This is a genomic window from Methylobacterium sp. WL19 (genome assembly GCF_008040005.1).
GTDB lineage: Bacteria > Pseudomonadota > Alphaproteobacteria > Rhizobiales > Beijerinckiaceae > Methylobacterium > Methylobacterium bullatum.
On sequence record NZ_VRVC01000117.1, the window covers coordinates 1 to 15,729 of the forward strand.

General features: G+C 67.9%; 14 protein-coding genes, 1 pseudogene and 1 riboswitch. Of the genes and pseudogenes, 7 read left to right on the plus strand and 8 right to left on the minus strand.

Annotated elements, in window-relative coordinates; translation table 11 throughout:
- Window positions 1-571, minus strand: a pseudogene (locus FV220_RS19520) (peptidase M48); the annotation flags it as partial.
- Window positions 572-875: 304 nt separating this feature from the next.
- On the opposite strand from FV220_RS19520, the gene FV220_RS19525 reads away from it, so the two are divergent.
- Window positions 876-1,115 (plus strand): hypothetical protein, encoded by a 240-nt coding sequence (locus FV220_RS19525; RefSeq protein ID WP_018045551.1) that lies wholly within the window; start codon window positions 876-878, stop codon window positions 1,113-1,115.
- Between the two features lie 24 nt (window positions 1,116-1,139).
- Here FV220_RS19525 and FV220_RS19530 read toward each other — a convergent pair whose 3' ends face one another.
- Both FV220_RS19530 and FV220_RS19535 read right to left on the minus strand, forming a co-directional pair.
- Window positions 1,140-1,511 carry a hypothetical protein gene (locus FV220_RS19530; protein WP_056141138.1) on the minus strand — a complete coding sequence of 124 codons (372 nt, stop codon included), beginning with the start codon at window positions 1,509-1,511 and terminating at the stop codon, window positions 1,140-1,142.
- 354 nt (window positions 1,512-1,865) lie between these two features.
- Window positions 1,866-2,765: a LysR family transcriptional regulator gene (locus tag FV220_RS19535; protein ID WP_056141135.1), complete on the minus strand. Its 900-nt coding sequence runs from the start codon at window positions 2,763-2,765 to the stop codon at window positions 1,866-1,868.
- Between the two features lie 215 nt (window positions 2,766-2,980).
- On the opposite strand from FV220_RS19535, the gene FV220_RS19540 reads away from it, so the two are divergent.
- The 3 genes from FV220_RS19540 to FV220_RS19550 all read left to right on the plus strand — a co-directional run bounded on the left by FV220_RS19540 (window position 2,981) and on the right by FV220_RS19550 (window position 5,709).
- Complete coding sequence (locus tag FV220_RS19540) at window positions 2,981-4,282, plus strand: dicarboxylate/amino acid:cation symporter (RefSeq protein ID WP_056141130.1); 1,302 nt, start codon at window positions 2,981-2,983, stop codon at window positions 4,280-4,282.
- Between the two features lie 78 nt (window positions 4,283-4,360).
- Window positions 4,361-5,197, plus strand: coding sequence for a bifunctional allantoicase/(S)-ureidoglycine aminohydrolase (locus tag FV220_RS19545; RefSeq protein ID WP_147832935.1), 837 nt, complete (start codon window positions 4,361-4,363; stop codon window positions 5,195-5,197).
- Window positions 5,197-5,709, plus strand: coding sequence for an ureidoglycolate lyase (locus FV220_RS19550; RefSeq protein WP_147832936.1), 513 nt, complete (start codon window positions 5,197-5,199; stop codon window positions 5,707-5,709). Before FV220_RS19545 ends, FV220_RS19550 begins: the two co-directional genes overlap by 1 nt.
- 48 nt (window positions 5,710-5,757) lie before the next feature.
- Here the strand turns inward: FV220_RS19550 and FV220_RS19555 are convergent, their stop codons facing one another.
- From FV220_RS19555 to FV220_RS19570, 4 genes are all read right to left on the minus strand, one after another.
- Window positions 5,758-6,618 (minus strand): outer membrane beta-barrel protein, encoded by an 861-nt coding sequence (locus FV220_RS19555; protein ID WP_147832937.1) that lies wholly within the window; start codon window positions 6,616-6,618, stop codon window positions 5,758-5,760.
- Window positions 6,619-6,806: 188 nt separating this feature from the next.
- Entirely contained in the window at window positions 6,807-7,712 is a 906-nt protein-coding gene (nudC, locus tag FV220_RS19560; RefSeq protein ID WP_147832938.1) for an NAD(+) diphosphatase, read from the minus strand.
- Entirely contained in the window at window positions 7,712-8,128 is a 417-nt protein-coding gene (locus FV220_RS19565) for an HIT domain-containing protein (protein WP_056141116.1), read from the minus strand. Before FV220_RS19565 ends, nudC begins: the two co-directional genes overlap by 1 nt.
- A gap of 59 nt (window positions 8,129-8,187) precedes the next feature.
- Complete coding sequence (locus FV220_RS19570; protein ID WP_147832939.1) at window positions 8,188-9,594, minus strand: PLP-dependent aminotransferase family protein; 1,407 nt, start codon at window positions 9,592-9,594, stop codon at window positions 8,188-8,190.
- A 173-nt stretch (window positions 9,595-9,767) separates the two neighbouring features.
- Here FV220_RS19570 and FV220_RS19575 point away from each other — a divergent pair, with 173 nt between their 5' ends.
- The 3 genes from FV220_RS19575 to FV220_RS19585 all read left to right on the plus strand — a co-directional run bounded on the left by FV220_RS19575 (window position 9,768) and on the right by FV220_RS19585 (window position 13,205).
- Window positions 9,768-11,117: an aspartate aminotransferase family protein gene (locus FV220_RS19575; RefSeq protein WP_147832940.1), complete on the plus strand. Its 1,350-nt coding sequence runs from the start codon at window positions 9,768-9,770 to the stop codon at window positions 11,115-11,117.
- A 66-nt stretch (window positions 11,118-11,183) separates the two neighbouring features.
- Window positions 11,184-11,573, plus strand: a complete 390-nt coding sequence (locus tag FV220_RS19580) for a tautomerase family protein (protein ID WP_056141108.1) — start codon at window positions 11,184-11,186, stop codon at window positions 11,571-11,573.
- 366 nt (window positions 11,574-11,939) lie between these two features.
- Window positions 11,940-13,205, plus strand: coding sequence for a D-amino acid dehydrogenase (locus FV220_RS19585; RefSeq protein ID WP_147832941.1), 1,266 nt, complete (start codon window positions 11,940-11,942; stop codon window positions 13,203-13,205).
- A 53-nt stretch (window positions 13,206-13,258) separates the two neighbouring features.
- On the opposite strand, the gene thiC is transcribed toward FV220_RS19585, so the two are convergent.
- A complete protein-coding gene (gene thiC / locus FV220_RS19590; RefSeq protein WP_056141096.1) occupies window positions 13,259-15,166 on the minus strand; it encodes a phosphomethylpyrimidine synthase ThiC in 1,908 nt (635 codons plus the stop codon).
- 85 nt (window positions 15,167-15,251) lie between these two features.
- Window positions 15,252-15,358, minus strand: a riboswitch (TPP riboswitch).
- Window positions 15,359-15,729 lie beyond the last annotated feature (371 nt).

Genomic DNA, 15,729 nt, shown 5'->3' on the forward strand with positions numbered 1-15,729 from the left:
GGCCGAGGACGGTCGCGCCCGCCGTGACGAGGACGGCCCCGACGGCCACGGCGGCGATCATGAGCAGCTTGATCTCTCCGCTGCCGAGACCGGGCCTGGCGAGGATGCCGGCCTCGAAGATCACGGCGGCGACGAACCCTCCGGCGGTGAGGAGGACCTGGATGGCGAGGATGGGAGGCAGCAGCCGTCGCACCAGGGAGAAGCCGCCCACCAGCACGTCCCGCGAGGCCCGTCCCATCCATCCCAGGACGGCGCCGGCCAGGAGGACGAGGACGGACAGGGCCGCCGCGATGCCCCCGGCCGCGATGACGACGGGCGGCAGCGTCCGGCGCCAGTCCATCAGCAGGGTCAGGGTCGCGGTCTCGTCGCGCGCCGCCCGGGCCTGAACCAGGGCGAGGGGGCCGCCATAGGTTTGACCGTTGCGGCGGAACTGCATGCGGTAATCGATGCGGCCGTCCCGTGGCTCCCGCGCCTCGAGATCCTGGACGATCCGCGTCAGGTGCAGGCGTTCCGCATCGAGATCGGCCCAGTCGGCGGCGGCGCGCTCCTGCTCCCAGACCCCGAGCAGCATGACGGCCAGGGGCAGCAGGACGGTGGCGGCCACGAGGCCGGCCAGCGAGCGCAGACGCGATGGTGCGCGCGTAATCGTAGCGTCGGCGATGCCTGCCTCCCGAGATGTGTCTTCGCACAAACGGGCATGGGCATAGGCGACTTCCTAGGAAAAATCACCCTTCGAGGCGCACGCCCGATCCAGACGGCCTTCTGGAAACTCTCCCCATGGCGAGGTGGAGGGCGACGCCAGACCGCCCGCTGGCCAGAATGCCCCCTGGAATGAGGCATGAAACTTTTTTGTATGAAGCTCCGTAGCGGCGCGGATGAATCTCAACCTCTTTCCGGGTTTCTCCACCCCCGTGCTCGCCTCGACGGAGGCCGCCCTGATCGCCGCCGACGCGGCGTGGATCGCGGAATTGGCGAGCGTGTTCGGATCCGAGAGGATCGACGAGATGGCGGCCCAGCGCGCCGGCCGGGGCGAGGAGGGAAGTCGCCTCCGATCTCTCTACGATGCGCGCGAGCGTGCGTTGGCGGCATGGCGCGCCGCGCGCGGCATGGATTAGCCGCGCTGGCCGGTCCTATTGGGTTCAGAGACGATAGCTACCCGTCGTCCCCGATCCCGCGAGGCTGACGCCCTTCTTCGACGCGCGGTGTCCGTCGCCATAGGTGGGGGGCGCGTAGCCCTGTCGCGACTGCCGATGGATCGCGTCGCCGAGATCGCCTGCGACCTGCCGCAGGGTGGTCGCGTGGCACGAGGCGGCGACCCGCGTGGCGAGTTCGCGGGTATGGCTCCGGCCATAGAGGAAGGCGGCGAGGCGGGCGCGGGTCCGCTCGGGGATCGTGGCCATCAGCGCGGGGATCGCGTCGGCGTGGGCACGGTAGATCTGTCCGAGCTCGTCGCCGGAAACAGGGCAGTCGTCGTTGAAATCTTCGATGCCGATCGAACGGGCCTGGAACACTCGGGTACCTGCAAGTTGGGTTGCCCCATCAGTGCGGCGCCGTGGTTAACGAATGGTGTCCATCCCGGCCGATCGGTGGGAAGTCATTAACAGACGGTCGGTCGGCAGACCTTCACCGGCCCGGTGTCGATCGATCCCGTCGTGTCGGGGTCGCGGCTGAGCGAGGCGTGAGGACCGGGCTGAGGGGCGGTCTTGGGGATCTTCATCAGCTGGAAGGCGCACACGCAACAGAGGGCCAGCGAGGCCAGCCAGAGGGCACAGCGTGCGGTTTTGACAGTTTGTTTCGACATGGCCGCCAGGGTGGGCCCGATTGGTTAGCCAATGTTGAACACCGGTCTGCAGCCGACCGAGGCGTCATCCCCGCCGCAATTCGGCGGCCAGACGCTCCGCATCGCTACGCATCAGGGCCAGGAAATTCTGCGCCATCGGTCCCGAGCGCAGGTGATAGAGGGCGTGGACATCCGCCGACAGGATCGGCGAGACGACGGGCCTGTAAGTGACGTTCGCATGGGCGAGCTTCGCCACGAATTCCGGGATCAGGGCGACACCGAATCCCGCCGCCACGAGGCTGGTGAGCGAGGCGGCCTCCACCGCCTGCTGCGAGATGGTCGGATAGAAGCCGGCGCCGATGCAGCATTGCAGGATGTGCCTGGCAAACAGCGAATCGCGTAGGCGCAGGAAGACGAATTTCTCGTCCTTGAGTCGGCTCAGGGTCACCGAATCGCTCACGATCCCGTGGCCCTTGGGCAGGACCACGGCGATCCCCTCGCTCCAGGCCAGTTCGCTCAGGAGGTCCGGGTCCTGCGGCGGCGTGCGCAGGAAACTGATGTCCGTCTGCCCCGATTTCAGCGCGGCGATCTGCTTGTCCGGCGACATTTCGTGGATCTGGATGTCGACGCCGGCGAAGGTCTCCTGGAATTTATGGATCAGTCCGCCGAGCGGTCCGGCGAGCATCGAGCCCGTCAGGCCGACATTGAGCACGCCGACGCTGCCGCAGCCGATGGCATGCGCCCGCTCGGTGGCGTCCTGCGCGCTGTGGAGAATGGCCCTCGCCCGGACCAGGAAATCCTGGCCCGCCTGGGTGAGCGAGACGCGGCGGGTCGTCCGCTCCAGCAGGCAGGTTCCGATCTCCGTCTCCAGATCGCGGATCTGCTGGCTCAATGGCGGCTGCGCCACGCCGAGGGCCTCCGCAGCCGCCGTGAAACTCAGCTTTTCTGCGACGGCGACGAAGTAGCGGAGGTGGCGCAGTTCCATGGCCGCCATTCATATGTGGAAGCTCTTAATGGCGACGAAAGAGATATTTGACGGCCGGCGCGGGTCGAACAATGCTGCACTCGGCGATTGGCGACGGCATGCCGCACCCGGGTGAGTCCCCCCGACGTGGCGCGGTCACATCGACGACCCTTCCGATGCACCGGGGCCGGGCACGCGGAGCGACGAACGGCCTGAAGCAACGGTTGGAGGTTCGCATGCAGCGCTTCTTTGCGTCCCTGTTCGGTCAGGTGGTCGCGGCCCTCGTCCTCGGGATCGTTCTCGGCATCGTATGGCCGGATTTCGCCGTCGCCCTGAAGCCCCTCGGCGACGGGTTCATCAAGCTGATCAAGATGGCGATCGCGCCCCTGGTCTTCGGTGTCGTCGTGCATGGCATCGTCGGGGCGGGGGATCTGCGCAAGGTCGGCCGGGTCGGTCTCAAGGCGCTGATCTATTTCGAGGCGGTCACGACCGTGGCCCTCGTCCTCGGCATCGTCCTCGCCTACGCGTTCGCGCCGGGGGCCGGCATGAACATCGATCCCTCCACCCTCGATGCCAAGGCCATCGCCAGCTACACCGACCGGGTCGGGCAGGTGACGGGCACCGTCGACTTCCTGATGAAGATCATCCCGACCACGATCGTCGACGCCTTCGCCAAGGGCGACATCCTCCAGGTCCTCATCATCGCGATCCTGTTCGGTTCGGGACTGGCTTTGCTCGGCGAGCACGGGCAGCCCCTGGCGCAGAGCATCGAGCGGATCACCGCCGTCCTGTTCAAGATCATCGGCTTCATCGTGCGGCTGGCCCCCCTCGGCGTCCTCGGCGCCGTCGCCTTCACCGTCGGCAAGTACGGCATCGGCTCCCTGCGGCAGCTCGGGATGCTGGTCGTCCTGTTCTATGTGGGCGTCGCCTTCTTCGTCTTCGTCGTGCTCGGCGCGATCCTGCGCGCGGCCGGCTTCAGCATCCTGAAGCTCCTGGCCTATCTGCGCGAGGAACTCATGGTGGTGGCGGGCACGGCCTCCTCCGACAGCGTGCTGCCGCAGATCATGCGCAAGCTCGAACGGCTCGGCATCCGCGATTCCACCGTCGGCCTCGTGATCCCCACGGGCTACTCGTTCAACCTCGACGCCTTCTCCCTCTACCTCACCCTCGCCACCGTCTTCATCGCGCAGGCCACCAACACGCCCCTGTCCTTCGGGCACCTGATGCTGATCCTCGGCATCGCCCTCCTGACCTCCAAGGGCGCACACGGCGTCCCCGGATCGGCCATCGTCGTCCTGGCGGCGACTCTGTCGGCGGTGCCGGAAATCCCGGTGATCGGGCTGGTGCTGGTTCTGTCCATCGACTGGTTCGTCGGCATCGCCCGGGCCCTCGGCAACCTCATCGGCAATTGCGTGGCGACGGTGGTCATCGCCGCCTGGGAGGGCGATATCGATCGGGCTCAGGCCCATCGCGTCCTGAACGGAGAGGTCGCCACCGACACGGCGGCGGTGCTCGATAGCCCCCTCGCCAAAGCGTAGGCTCCGGGGGGCGCATCCGGCCTGCACCCGCGACGACGATGGTCCGAACGGGCCCCATGACCTGTTGGAGACGAGCCCATGACCGCCTCTTCCTACAACCCGCCCTGCGGGGGGCTGCCGCCCCAGACCGCGCTGATGACCGGCCGGGCCGTGTTCACGGAGGCCTATGCGGTCATCCCGAAAGGCGTGATGAGCGACATCGTGACCAGCGTGCTGCCGTTCTGGGACGACACCCGCGCCTGGATCCTGTCCCGGCCGCTCTCCGGCTTCTCCGAGACCTTCGCCCAGTACCTGATGGAGGTCGCCCCCGGCGGCGGCAGCGAGCGCCCGGAACTCGATGCCCGTGCCGAGGGCGTTCTGTTCGTGGTCGGGGGCCATGCCAGTCTCGTCCTCGACGGGACAACGCATGCCCTGCGGCCGGGCAGCTATGCCTATCTGCCGCCGGGTGCCGCCTGGACGCTGCGCAATGACGGCGACGTGCCGACCCGCTTCCACTGGATCCGCAAGGCCTACGAGCCCGTGCCGGGCATCGACGTGCCCCCCGCCTTCATCCGCCACGATTCCGAGATCGAGCCCCGGGGCATGACCGGTACGAACGGCGTCTGGGCCACGACCCGCTTCGTCTCCCCCGACGACGTGCGCCACGACATGCACGTGAACATCGTGACGCTCCAGCCCGGCGCCTCGATCCCCTTCGAGGAGACCCATGTGATGGAGCACGGGCTCTTCGTGCTCGAAGGCAAGGCGGTCTATCGGCTCAACCGCGACTGGGTCGAGGTGGAGGCCGGCGATTTCATGTGGCTGCGCGCCTTCTGCCCCCAGGCCTGCTACGCGGGCGGCCCCGGCCCCTTCCGCTACCTGCTCTACAAGGACGTCAACCGCCACCCGGCCCTGACGCCGCGCAGGTTCGGGTGATGGGCGCCCGCCACATCGTCGCCCGCCCGCTCACGCCCGAGGCCTTCGCCCCGTTCGGGACGGTCATCGACAAGGCGGTCGTCGATCCGCGCCCCATGAATGCGGGCATGGCGCGCCGCTTCCACGATCTGGCGGAGGTCCGCGCCCTCGGCGAGGGCGCGCGGGTGGTGATCGGCCTCGTGGAGGCCCAACCCTATCCCCTGCCGCTGAGGGTCGGTCTCGTCGAGCGCCATCCCCTCGGCGCGCAGGCCTTCGTGCCGCTGAACGCCGCGCCGTTCCTCGTCGTCGTCTGCCCCGACGAGGACGGGCGGCCCGGCCCGCCGCAGGCCTTCGTCACGGCGCCGGGCCAGGGGATCTGCTACGACGTCGGCACCTGGCACGGCGTGCTGACCCCCTTCGGCGCCCCTCAGGAGTTCCTGGTGGTCGATCGCGGCGGGACGGGCGTCAATCTCGAAGAGGTCCGGCTCGACGAGCCCTGGACGGTCGCTCTGCCGACAGCGTCGGAAGGATAAGCCGCCGCGATGCCCCTGAGGGCATCGCGAGCCGGACCTCCCGAGACCTCAGGAGCCGAACTTGTAGTTCAGCCCAACCCGGACGACGCTTCCCTCCGAGCGGAAGCGCGAGGTCGCTTCCACCAGGGACTGGCCGAGTCCGCTGGAACTCGTCAGCGGGACGCTGCGCTTGCCGAGATCGTAATGCAGGTATTCCACCTTCAGCGTCACCGCGGAGGACCGGAAGACGTTGAGGAAACTCTCGGTCGGCAGGGCGTATTCGATGCCCCCGCCATAGGCGAAGCCGGTCTCGAGACGGTCGATCCCGCCGCCGAAGAGGTCGAGGGTCGGGACTCCCGCCAATTGAAAGCTCGTCGCGCTCTGGTAGTTCACGTTGCCGTAGGCGAGACCACCGGTGCCGTAGACCAGGACGCGATCGAACGCGTAACCGAGCCGGCCGCGCACGGTACCGAGGAAATCGAGGCTTTGCCGCGTGGTGGTGACCACGGCCGAATCGCTGCCCGAACCGAAGAGGCCACGCGACCTGCGCTTGGTCTCGTCGAGATCGGTATAGGCGAGATCGGTCTCGATGCCGAGGACGAGGCCCGCGCCGGGGGTGAGCTGGTAATTGTACCCGGCCTGACCGCCGGCCACGAAGCCCTGCTGACGTGAGGACAGCGAGGCGATGCCGGAGCGCTCGATGAAGAAATCGGTGCCGCTGCCATTCACCGAGGTCGCCGCCGTGCGGACGGTCTGCCGGTCGGTGAAGCCGTATCCGGCCTGCACGCCCGCATAGAAGCCGGTCCAGCTGAAAGCCGGGACAGGCACGAAGACGGGCGGCGGTGCGGAACGACGGGGCAGGTCCGCCGCAGCCACGGTTCCGGTCATCATCCCGATCATCGCGCCGACACCCAACACAATCTTCGCCATCGTCCCCTCACCGCCTCCACTGAGGCAGCGACGTGAATCAAAGGCGTGATCCTGGGATAGTGCCGGGAAGACACAATTTCGGAACGACCGTCCGAAATTCTTAACCAAGACACGACGTGGCTGACTCTCCCTCGTGGCGGTACAAAAATGCCACTGTCATGTGCCCGGCGACCGGTTTCCACAGCCCGTTAGAGCCGCTCCTCGACGAAGGCGCGCATGAGCAGATGCGCGATCGCCATGGGCGGCGGCACGGTCAAACCCTCGCCATGGGTGCCGGCGATCATCGCGGAGACTTCGTCGCGGGTGAACCAGCGGGCATCCGCGAGCTCGGCCGGATCGATGGTGATCGCCTCGTCCAGGGAGTCGGCCGCGCAACCGATCATCAGCGACGACGGGAACGGCCAGGGCTGCGAGGCGTGGTAGGCCACCGCGCCGATCCTCAGCCCCGCCTCTTCGAGGGTCTCGCGGCGGACCGCGTCTTCGATGGTCTCACCGGGCTCAAGGAAGCCGGCGAGGCAGGAATACATGCCCTCCTTGAAGCGCGGCGAGCGCCCGAGCAGGCAGGATTCTCCCCGCCGGATCAGCATGATCACCACGGGATCGACGCGGGGGAAGTGATGGGTCTCGCAGGTCGGGCATTCGCGGCGGAAACCGCCGGCGGCGAAACGGGTGGCGGTTCCGCAATTGGCGCAGAAACCGTGGCGGGCATGCCAGGCCAGGATCGATTTCGCCGTGGCGAGAAGGCCGAGCTCGTGCGGCGCCACCGCGTTCTCGGCGGCGAGGCTGCGCAGGTCGGTGGTGCGGAAGCCGGGATCGGACTCGTACCCGTCGGCGGCCTCCGGCGAGACCGCGCAGGCGAAGACGGGGGCACCGTCGAGGCGGCCGAGGAACAGCGTGAGATCGGCGTGGCAGGCGCTCGCCGCCTGCCCGGAGGGGAGGAGCGCCGTATCGCCGGCAAGGACGATGCGGTCCCCCGCCACGAGCACGATCCGAGCCTCCGGCGCGTCCGGCTTCGGCACGAGGTCGCTGCTCTCGGCCGAATGGCGGACGAGCCGGCTCTCCGCATAGCCGAGTTGGTCGAGGCGCGCGCTCATCAGGCGGCCGCGAACAGGGCGCCGATGCGCTCGATCATCTGGGCGCGGGCGTGGTGCGGATAGGGCTGGCCCGTGCCGACGCCCCAGACCGGCGAGGGCCAGGCCGGATCGGACAGGAAGCGCCCGATCACGTGGACATGGAGCTGCGGCACGACGTTGCCCAAGGCGGCGACGTTGACCTTGTCGGGCTTGGCGAGGGTCAGCATCACGCCGGTGGCGATCCGGATCTCGTCCATGAGGTCGCGCGCGTCCTCCGCCGACAGGTCGGTGAGTTCGCTGGCACCCGTCCGGCGCGGCACCAGGATCAGCCAGGGAAACCGGGCATCGTCCATCAAGAGGACGCTGCACAAGGCGAGGTCGCCCACCGGCACGGTGTCGGCGACGAGGCGCGGGTCGAGGGTGAATTCGTCTGTCATCGCCGCTCAAGCTGGGATGCGTCGGGAATGCGGAGTTCTCGCCGGTTCGGCCTCGTAAGTCACGCGGGCGCGGGCCGCTCGGTGTCGAGGAAGCGGAACAGGGCCGGCGCGTTGGCATGCGCCACGTTGAAGCGCAGCCACGGGGTCGGCTCCTGATCGGCGCGGAACAGGTGTCCGGGAGCGAGCATGATGCCCTTGGCGGCGGCCCTCTGCGCGAGGCCGGCCGTGTCCGGATCGCCGCCGAAGCCGGCCCAGAGGAAGAGCCCGTTGGCGGGGCGGTGGAACAGCGACAGGCCTACCGAGAGCAGGGCGTCGGCCACAATCTTCTGCTCGGCGGCGAGCTTTTCGCGGAGCCGCGCGATGTGGAGGCGGTACTGGCCTTCCGTCAGGATCGAGTGGACGATGCTCTCGGAGATCTCCGAGCTCGTCAGGCTCGCCGCCATCTTCATGCGCAGGAGCCGCTGCGCATTCTCGGGGTTGCAGGCGAGATAGCCGACCCGCAGGGCGGGTGAGATGGTCTTCGAGAAGCTGCTGATGTGGATGACGCGCGCGAGCTGGTCGAGGCTGGCGATGCTGGGCGCCGTCTCCTCGACGAAGCTCGCATAGATGTCGTCCTCGACGATCTGGAAGTCGTGTTTCTCGGCGATGCGGAGGATCTGGTAGGCGGTGGCCGGCGAGCAGGACGTGCCGGTGGGGTTGTGGAAGCTCGTATTGGTGAAGAACAGCTTCGGCTTGTGGCGCTCCGCCAGTGCCTGGAGCGCGGGGATCGACGGTCCCAGGAGGGTCCGCTCGACGCCGACGATGGTCACCCCCATGGCGTGGAGCGAGGGGTAGAGGTTGCAATAGCCGGGATCGTCCACGAAGGCGACGTCGCCCGGCTGCAGGAAGGTCCGCATGGTCAAGTCGAGGGCCTGGCTCGCCCCATGCGTCAGCAGGATCTGGTCCGGCTCGCACTCGATGTTGCGCTGGGCGAGGAGCAACTGGATCGCCCGGCGCAAGGGTGCGTGGCCGAGGGGATGCCCGTAGCGCGAGACCAGCCGGTCGGGGCGCCGCGCCAGGGCGGCGAGGGCCTGCTTGATCCCGTCGGCGAACAGGTGGCTGTCGGGCAGCCAGCCGCAGCCGGCTTTGACGGTGAAGGCGTCCTCCTCGTAGACCCGCTGGAGCAGCCAGCCGGAATCCACCGAGATCTGCACGGGTTTCCGCCGAGGGACGACGGATTTGCGATCAAGTAGCCGGGCCGAGACGAAGTATCCGCTGGCGCGCCGGGCTTCGAGCAGGCCGTCCGCCACCAGCCGATTATAGGCGTTCGAGACGGTGAGCGTGCTCACGCCGCACTGAACGGCGAGCTTGCGCACCGAGGGCAGTCGGGCGCCCGGCGCCACGCTTCCGCTGCGGATGCGCTCGGAGACGGCCTCCACCAGCTGAGCGACGAGGGGGGCGGTGCTGGCGGGGTCGAGGCTGATCATGGGCCGTCATCCACGGGCGAGGCCGGACTCGGCGATCCGACTGTATGGGCGGGTGAACAGATACAGCTGCGCGTGCCAACCCGCCAACTGTCGATAGTCGGTCGCGCCGGGCCGGGCGATAACGCAGCGCGGCGAGGGTCGGGTTCTTGCATCGCGGATCGGCGGAGAGACACATGGACCATGCGATCATCGACCAGGCGGCGGACCGGCAGCTCAATGTCGAGCCCTACTGGATGCCGTTCACGCCCAATCGCCACGTGAAGGCCGACCCGACGCCGCGCATCGTCACCTCGGCCAAGGGCGCCTATTACCGCACCGCCGACGGGCGCGAACTGTTCGACAGCCTGTCGGGCCTGTGGTGCTGCCCCCTCGGCCATGCCCAGCCGCGGATCGTCGAGGCCCTGCGCCGGCAGGCCGAGACGCTCGATTACTGTCCCGCCTTCCAGATGACCAACCCGGTGACCCTGCGGCTGGCCGAGCGCATCGCCGACATGGCGCCGGACGGGCTGGACCGGGTGTTCTTCACCAATTCTGGCTCGGAGGCCGTCGATACCGCCCTCAAGATCGCGCTCGGTTATCACCGCCTGCGCGGCGAGGCCGGCCGCTTCCGCATGATCGGCCGTGAGAAGGGCTATCACGGCGTCGGCTTCGGCGGCATGTCGGTGGGCGGCATGGTGGCCAACCGCAAGATGTTCGCCACCGCCATGATCCAGGGCGTCGACCACCTGCGCCATACCCACGATTATGCCGAGATGGCCTTCTCCAAGGGCCAGCCCGCCTGGGGCGCGCATCTCGCCGACGACCTCGAACGGATGGTGGCGCTGCACGATGCGGGCACCATCGCCTGCGTCATCGTCGAGCCGCTGCAGGGCTCGGCGGGGGTCATCGTGCCGCCGCTGGGCTATCTCCAGCGCCTGCGCGAGATCTGCACGCGGCACGGCATCCTGCTGATCTTCGACGAGGTGATCACCGGCTTCGGCCGCCTCGGCGCGCCCTTCGGCGCGGACCGCCTCGGCGTGATCCCCGACATGATCACCTTCGCCAAGGGCATCACCAACGGCATCGTGCCGATGGGCGGCGTGATCGTGCGGAAGGAAATCTACGACACGTTCATGACCGGGCCGGCCGCGGCGGTGGAGCTGTTCCACGGCTACACCTATTCGGGCCATCCCCTGGCGGCGGCCGTCGCTCATGCCTCCCTTGACCTCATGGAGGAGGGCGACCTCTTCGCCCGCGTGCGCGAGTTGGAGCCGATCCTCGAGGGAGCCGTCCACACGCTGCGCGACGAGCCGGGCATCAAGGACATCCGCAATTTCGGCCTGACGGCGGCGGTGGACCTCGAACCGACACCGGGCCAGCCCGGCGCGCGCGCGCTGCGGGTCTTCGAGCGCGGTCTGCGCGAGGGCATCCTCCTGCGCTTCACCGGCGACACCATCGCCATGGGGCCGCCCTTCATCTCGACCCCCGCCGAGATCACCGGCATGATCGAGATGCTGCGCGGCCTCATCCGCGCCGAAGCCTGACGGCGGCGGCGCTCACCCGATAGACGGCCCGTGACCCGTTCCATTCTCTTCAAAGGTTGAACCGACATGCCCCTGATGCGCTTCGATATCTTGGAAGGCCGCACCGATTCCGAACTGAAGACGCTCCTCGACGCCGCGCACGAGGCGATGCTGGAGGCGTTCAACGTCCCGCCGGGCGACCGCTACCAGATCGTCACCGAGCACAAGCCCTCGCGGATGATCGTCGAGGATACCGGGCTCGACATCCCGCGCACCAAGGACGTGGTGGTGGTCCAGATGATCACCCGGCCGCGCGGCAAGGAGAAGAAGCAGCTGTTCTACAAGCTGCTGACCGAGAAGCTCGAAGCCGCCTGCGGCATCGCCCCGGCCGATGTCATGGTCTCCACGGTGGAGAACACCGACGAGGATTGGTCCTTCGGCCACGGCCGGGCGCAGTTCCTCACCGGCGAGCTCTGACAATCGGTTTATCGGATTTCTCAGCGGTTGCTCAAACCAAAGTCGATCATCCTATCCGACCCCCTCATCCTGAGGTGCCCTTTGCGCGAGCAAAGGGCTTTGAGGGAGCCCTCCAGTCATCACGCGATCCCTGGAGGGCTCCTTCGAGGCCGCTACGCGGCACCTCAGGATGAGGTAAAGCCTTGGAAAAACAACTCAAACAGGCCCTGGGCGGGGTTCGCAACGAGGGTCGCCGCTTCTGCGGCCTGAAACCTGCGACGCGCCATAAGGACTGAGCGAGGTGAAGCGGCGGCTTGCCGATGCGAACCCGCTCGGGGCGCCAAGCCCATTCCGGACCCTACCCCGACCCTCTACGGAACGCCGGCCATGCATGTCCTGATCCTCGGTGGCGGTGTCGTCGGCGTCACGTCGGCCTATTACCTGGCCAAAGCCGGCCACCGGGTCACCGTGCTGGAGCGTCAGCCGGCGGCGGGGCTCGAGACGAGTTTCGCCAATGCCGGCCAGGTCTCGCCGGGATATTCGGCGCCCTGGGCCGCTCCGGGCATCCCGCTGAAAGCCATGAAGTGGCTGATGATGCGCCACCGGCCCCTGGTGGTCTGGCCGAGCTTCGAGCCGCGTTTCTACGGCTGGCTCGCCCGGATGCTGGCGAATTGCACGGAGGAAGCCTACCAGCGCAACAAGGGCCGGATGGTGCGCCTGGCCGAGTACAGCCGCGACGTGCTGCGCGACCTGCGCGCCGAGACCGGCATCGCCTACGATCACCGCGAGCAGGGCACGCTCCAGCTGTTCAGGACGCAAAAGCAGCTCGACCATGTCGGGGACGACACGCGCGTCCTCGACGCCTATGGCGTTCCCTACGCGGTGCTGGACCCCGCCGGCTGCATCATGGCCGAGCCGGCTCTGGCGCGGGTGGCCGGGACCTTCGTCGGCGGTCTGCGGCTCCCCGGCGACGAGACCGGCGACGCGCATCTGTTCACCCAGCGCCTCGCCGCACTCTGCGAAGACCTCGGCGTGGTCTTCCGCTACGGCACGGCCATCACCGGTCTGCGCAGCGAAGGCGACCGGATCGGCGGCGTGGCGACGGCAGGCGGCGAAATCCTGACCGCCGACGCCTATGTGGCGGCCATGGGCAGCTACACCCCGGCTCTGCTCCGGCCCTTCGGCATCGACCTGCCGATCTATCCGGTGAAGGGGTATTCCCTGACCCTGCCGGTCACCGATGAGGAGGCGGCGCCGGTCTCGACGGTGATGGACGAGACCTACAAGGTCGCGATCACCCGGCTCGGCGACCGCATCCGGGTCGGCGGCACCGCCGAGCTCGCCGGCTTCAGCGCGGTCCTGCGCGGACCGCGCCGGGAGACCCTGGTCCGCTCCGTGGGCGACCTGTTCCCGGCGGGCGGGGATCTCTCGCAGGCGAAGTTCTGGACCGGCCTGCGGCCGATGACGCCGGACGGCACGCCCATCGTCGGCGGAACCCGCCTGTCGAACCTCTACACCAATACCGGCCACGGCACCCTGGGCTGGACCATGGCCTGCGGCTCGGGTCGGGTGCTGGCCGACCTCATCTCCGGCCGCACGCCGGACATCGCCACCCCGGACCTCGCCGTCAGTCGCTACGCAAGCGGTGCCTGACGATGGGGCGATGCCCCCTCGCGCCGGGGCGCGAGAGGGTGGGGCGAGGCGGCCTATTCGGCCGCGTCGACGTAGAGCTTGCCGCCCTCGGCCTGGAACTCGGCGGATTTCGCCGCCATTCCCGCCTCGCGCTCGGCCTGGCTCATGGGGGTGGCCTCGCCCAGCACCTGTCCGGCCGCCTCCATGGCGAGCACCTCGGCGCGCAGATCCTGCGTGATCTTCATCGAGCAGAATTTCGGGCCGCACATGGAGCAGAAATGCGCGACCTTGTGGGCGTCCTTCGGCAGGGTCTCGTCGTGGTAGGCGCGCGCCGTGTCGGGATCGAGGGACAGGTTGAACTGGTCCTCCCAGCGGAAGTCGAACCGGGCGCGTGACAGGGCGTCGTCGCGCAGCTGCGCCGCCGGATGGCCCTTGGCGAGATCGGCGGCATGGGCCGCGATCTTGTAGGTGATCACGCCTTCCTTCACGTCGTCGCGGTTCGGGAGCCCGAGATGCTCCTTCGGGGTGACGTAGCAGAGCATGGCGCAACCGAACCAGCCGATCATGGCGGCGCCGATGCCCGAGGTGATGTGGTCGTAGCCCGGTGCGATGTCGGTGGTCAGCGGGCCGAGGGTGTAGAACGGCGCCTCGCCGCACTCTTCCAGCTGCTTTTCCATGTTCACCTTGATCTTGTGCATCGGCACGTGGCCGGGGCCCTCGATCATGGTCTGGCAGCCCTTGTCCCAGGCGATCTTGGTGAGTTCGCCGAGGGTTTCGAGTTCCGCGAACTGGGCCGCGTCGTTGGCATCCGCGATGGAGCCGGGGCGCAGGCCGTCGCCCAGCGAGAACGAGACGTCGTAGGCCCGCATGATGTCGCAGATCTCGTCGAACCGCTCGTAGAGGAACGATTCCCGGTGCCCGGCGAGGCACCAACGCGCCATGATCGAGCCGCCGCGCGAGACGATGCCGGTGACGCGGCGAGCGGTGAGCGGCACATGGGCGAGGCGCACGCCCGCATGGATGGTGAAGTAATCGATGCCCTGCTCGGCCTGCTCGATGAGGGTGTCCTTGAAGACCTCCCAGTCGAGCTTTAGCGGATCGCCGCCGACCTTCTCGAGCGCCTGGTAGATCGGCACCGTGCCGATGGGGACGGGCGAGTTGCGCACGATCCACGAGCGGATGTTGTGGATGTTTCGGCCGGTGGAGAGATCCATCACCGTGTCGGCGCCCCAGCGGGTCGCCCAGACCAGTTTCTCCACCTCTTCCGCTGCCGACGAAGTCACGGCCGAATTGCCGATATTGGCGTTGATCTTGACGAGGAAGTTGCGGCCGATCGCCATCGGCTCCACCTCGGGGTGGTTGATGTTGGCCGGGATGATGGCGCGGCCGCGCGCCACCTCGTCGCGCACGAATTCGGGGGTGATGAAGGCGGGGAGCGACGCGCCGAAGCTGTTGCCGTCGGCCAGTGCGGTCTGCGCGCCTTCCAGCATCGTCTCGCGGGCGAGGTTCTCGCGGTGGGCGACGTAGATCATCTCCTCGGTGATGATCCCGGCTTTGGCGAACTCGTACTGCGTCACCATCTGGCCGGGGCCGGCCTTGCGGATCTGGCGCGTCGCCGGACAGGGGGCGACGAGCTTGTCCTCCGGCACGAAACCGTTGTCCTCGGGCTTGACCGCGCGCGGCGTGATCGTGGCGTAGCCGCGCTTGGCGATCCACGGGTCGCGCAGCAGGGGCAGACCGGCATTCAGGTCGATCCGGGCATCGGTCTCGGTATAGGGACCCGACGGATCGTAGACCCGCACCGGGGCCTCCTTCGGATCGCTCAACGTGACCTCGCGGAACGGCACCCGGATGTCGTCACGGCCGGCCACGCTCGCATAGACCTTGCGCGAGCCCATGATCGGGCCGGTGGTCACCGCTTGCGGCTGCCCCTTGGCGGGTTCTTGTCCGGAAAGGTCTTTGGGGAGGACGGGTGCGTTCATTTCGGATTCGCTCCTGGCGTGGGAGGCGATCCGGTTCGCAACGGTACGTCAGGACGACGGGCACCCGCTCGTCTGGAGCAGACAACCCAAGCGTAGTTCCCGTCCCTCCGCCGGTATGAGCCGGATCAGGTTCAAGGGTCAGGGCTGCGGCCCTATCTCAGCCCCCTGAACGGGGCCCCCCTCGGAACGATTCGAAAGTCTGCGCTCGCGCCCGCTTTGTCAATCTCGAAGGCAAATATCCCAGCGCGGCTGAAAGGCGGTTCCGTTTCCTTCCCGGCGGCGCTCGACCGCCCCTCGATGCCCGCGTGTTGAGTGCCAGTGTCGGACATGCGGTTTTAATCCCCGGAAATCGACAATGATCATGCCGTCATATTAGATATTCAAACCAACAGACTTGATGGAGCTTTCTCGAATAGCTGCGCGTTGCCAGTCCTGATGTCCCGAAGACAACCAGGCTGGTGTTCCATGAACAAAGTTATTCTCGCCTCCGCCGCGCTGCTCGGCGCGGTCGCGTTCGTACCGTCCTCGGCCGATGCCCGTGAAGGCGGTGGCTGGGGTGGCGG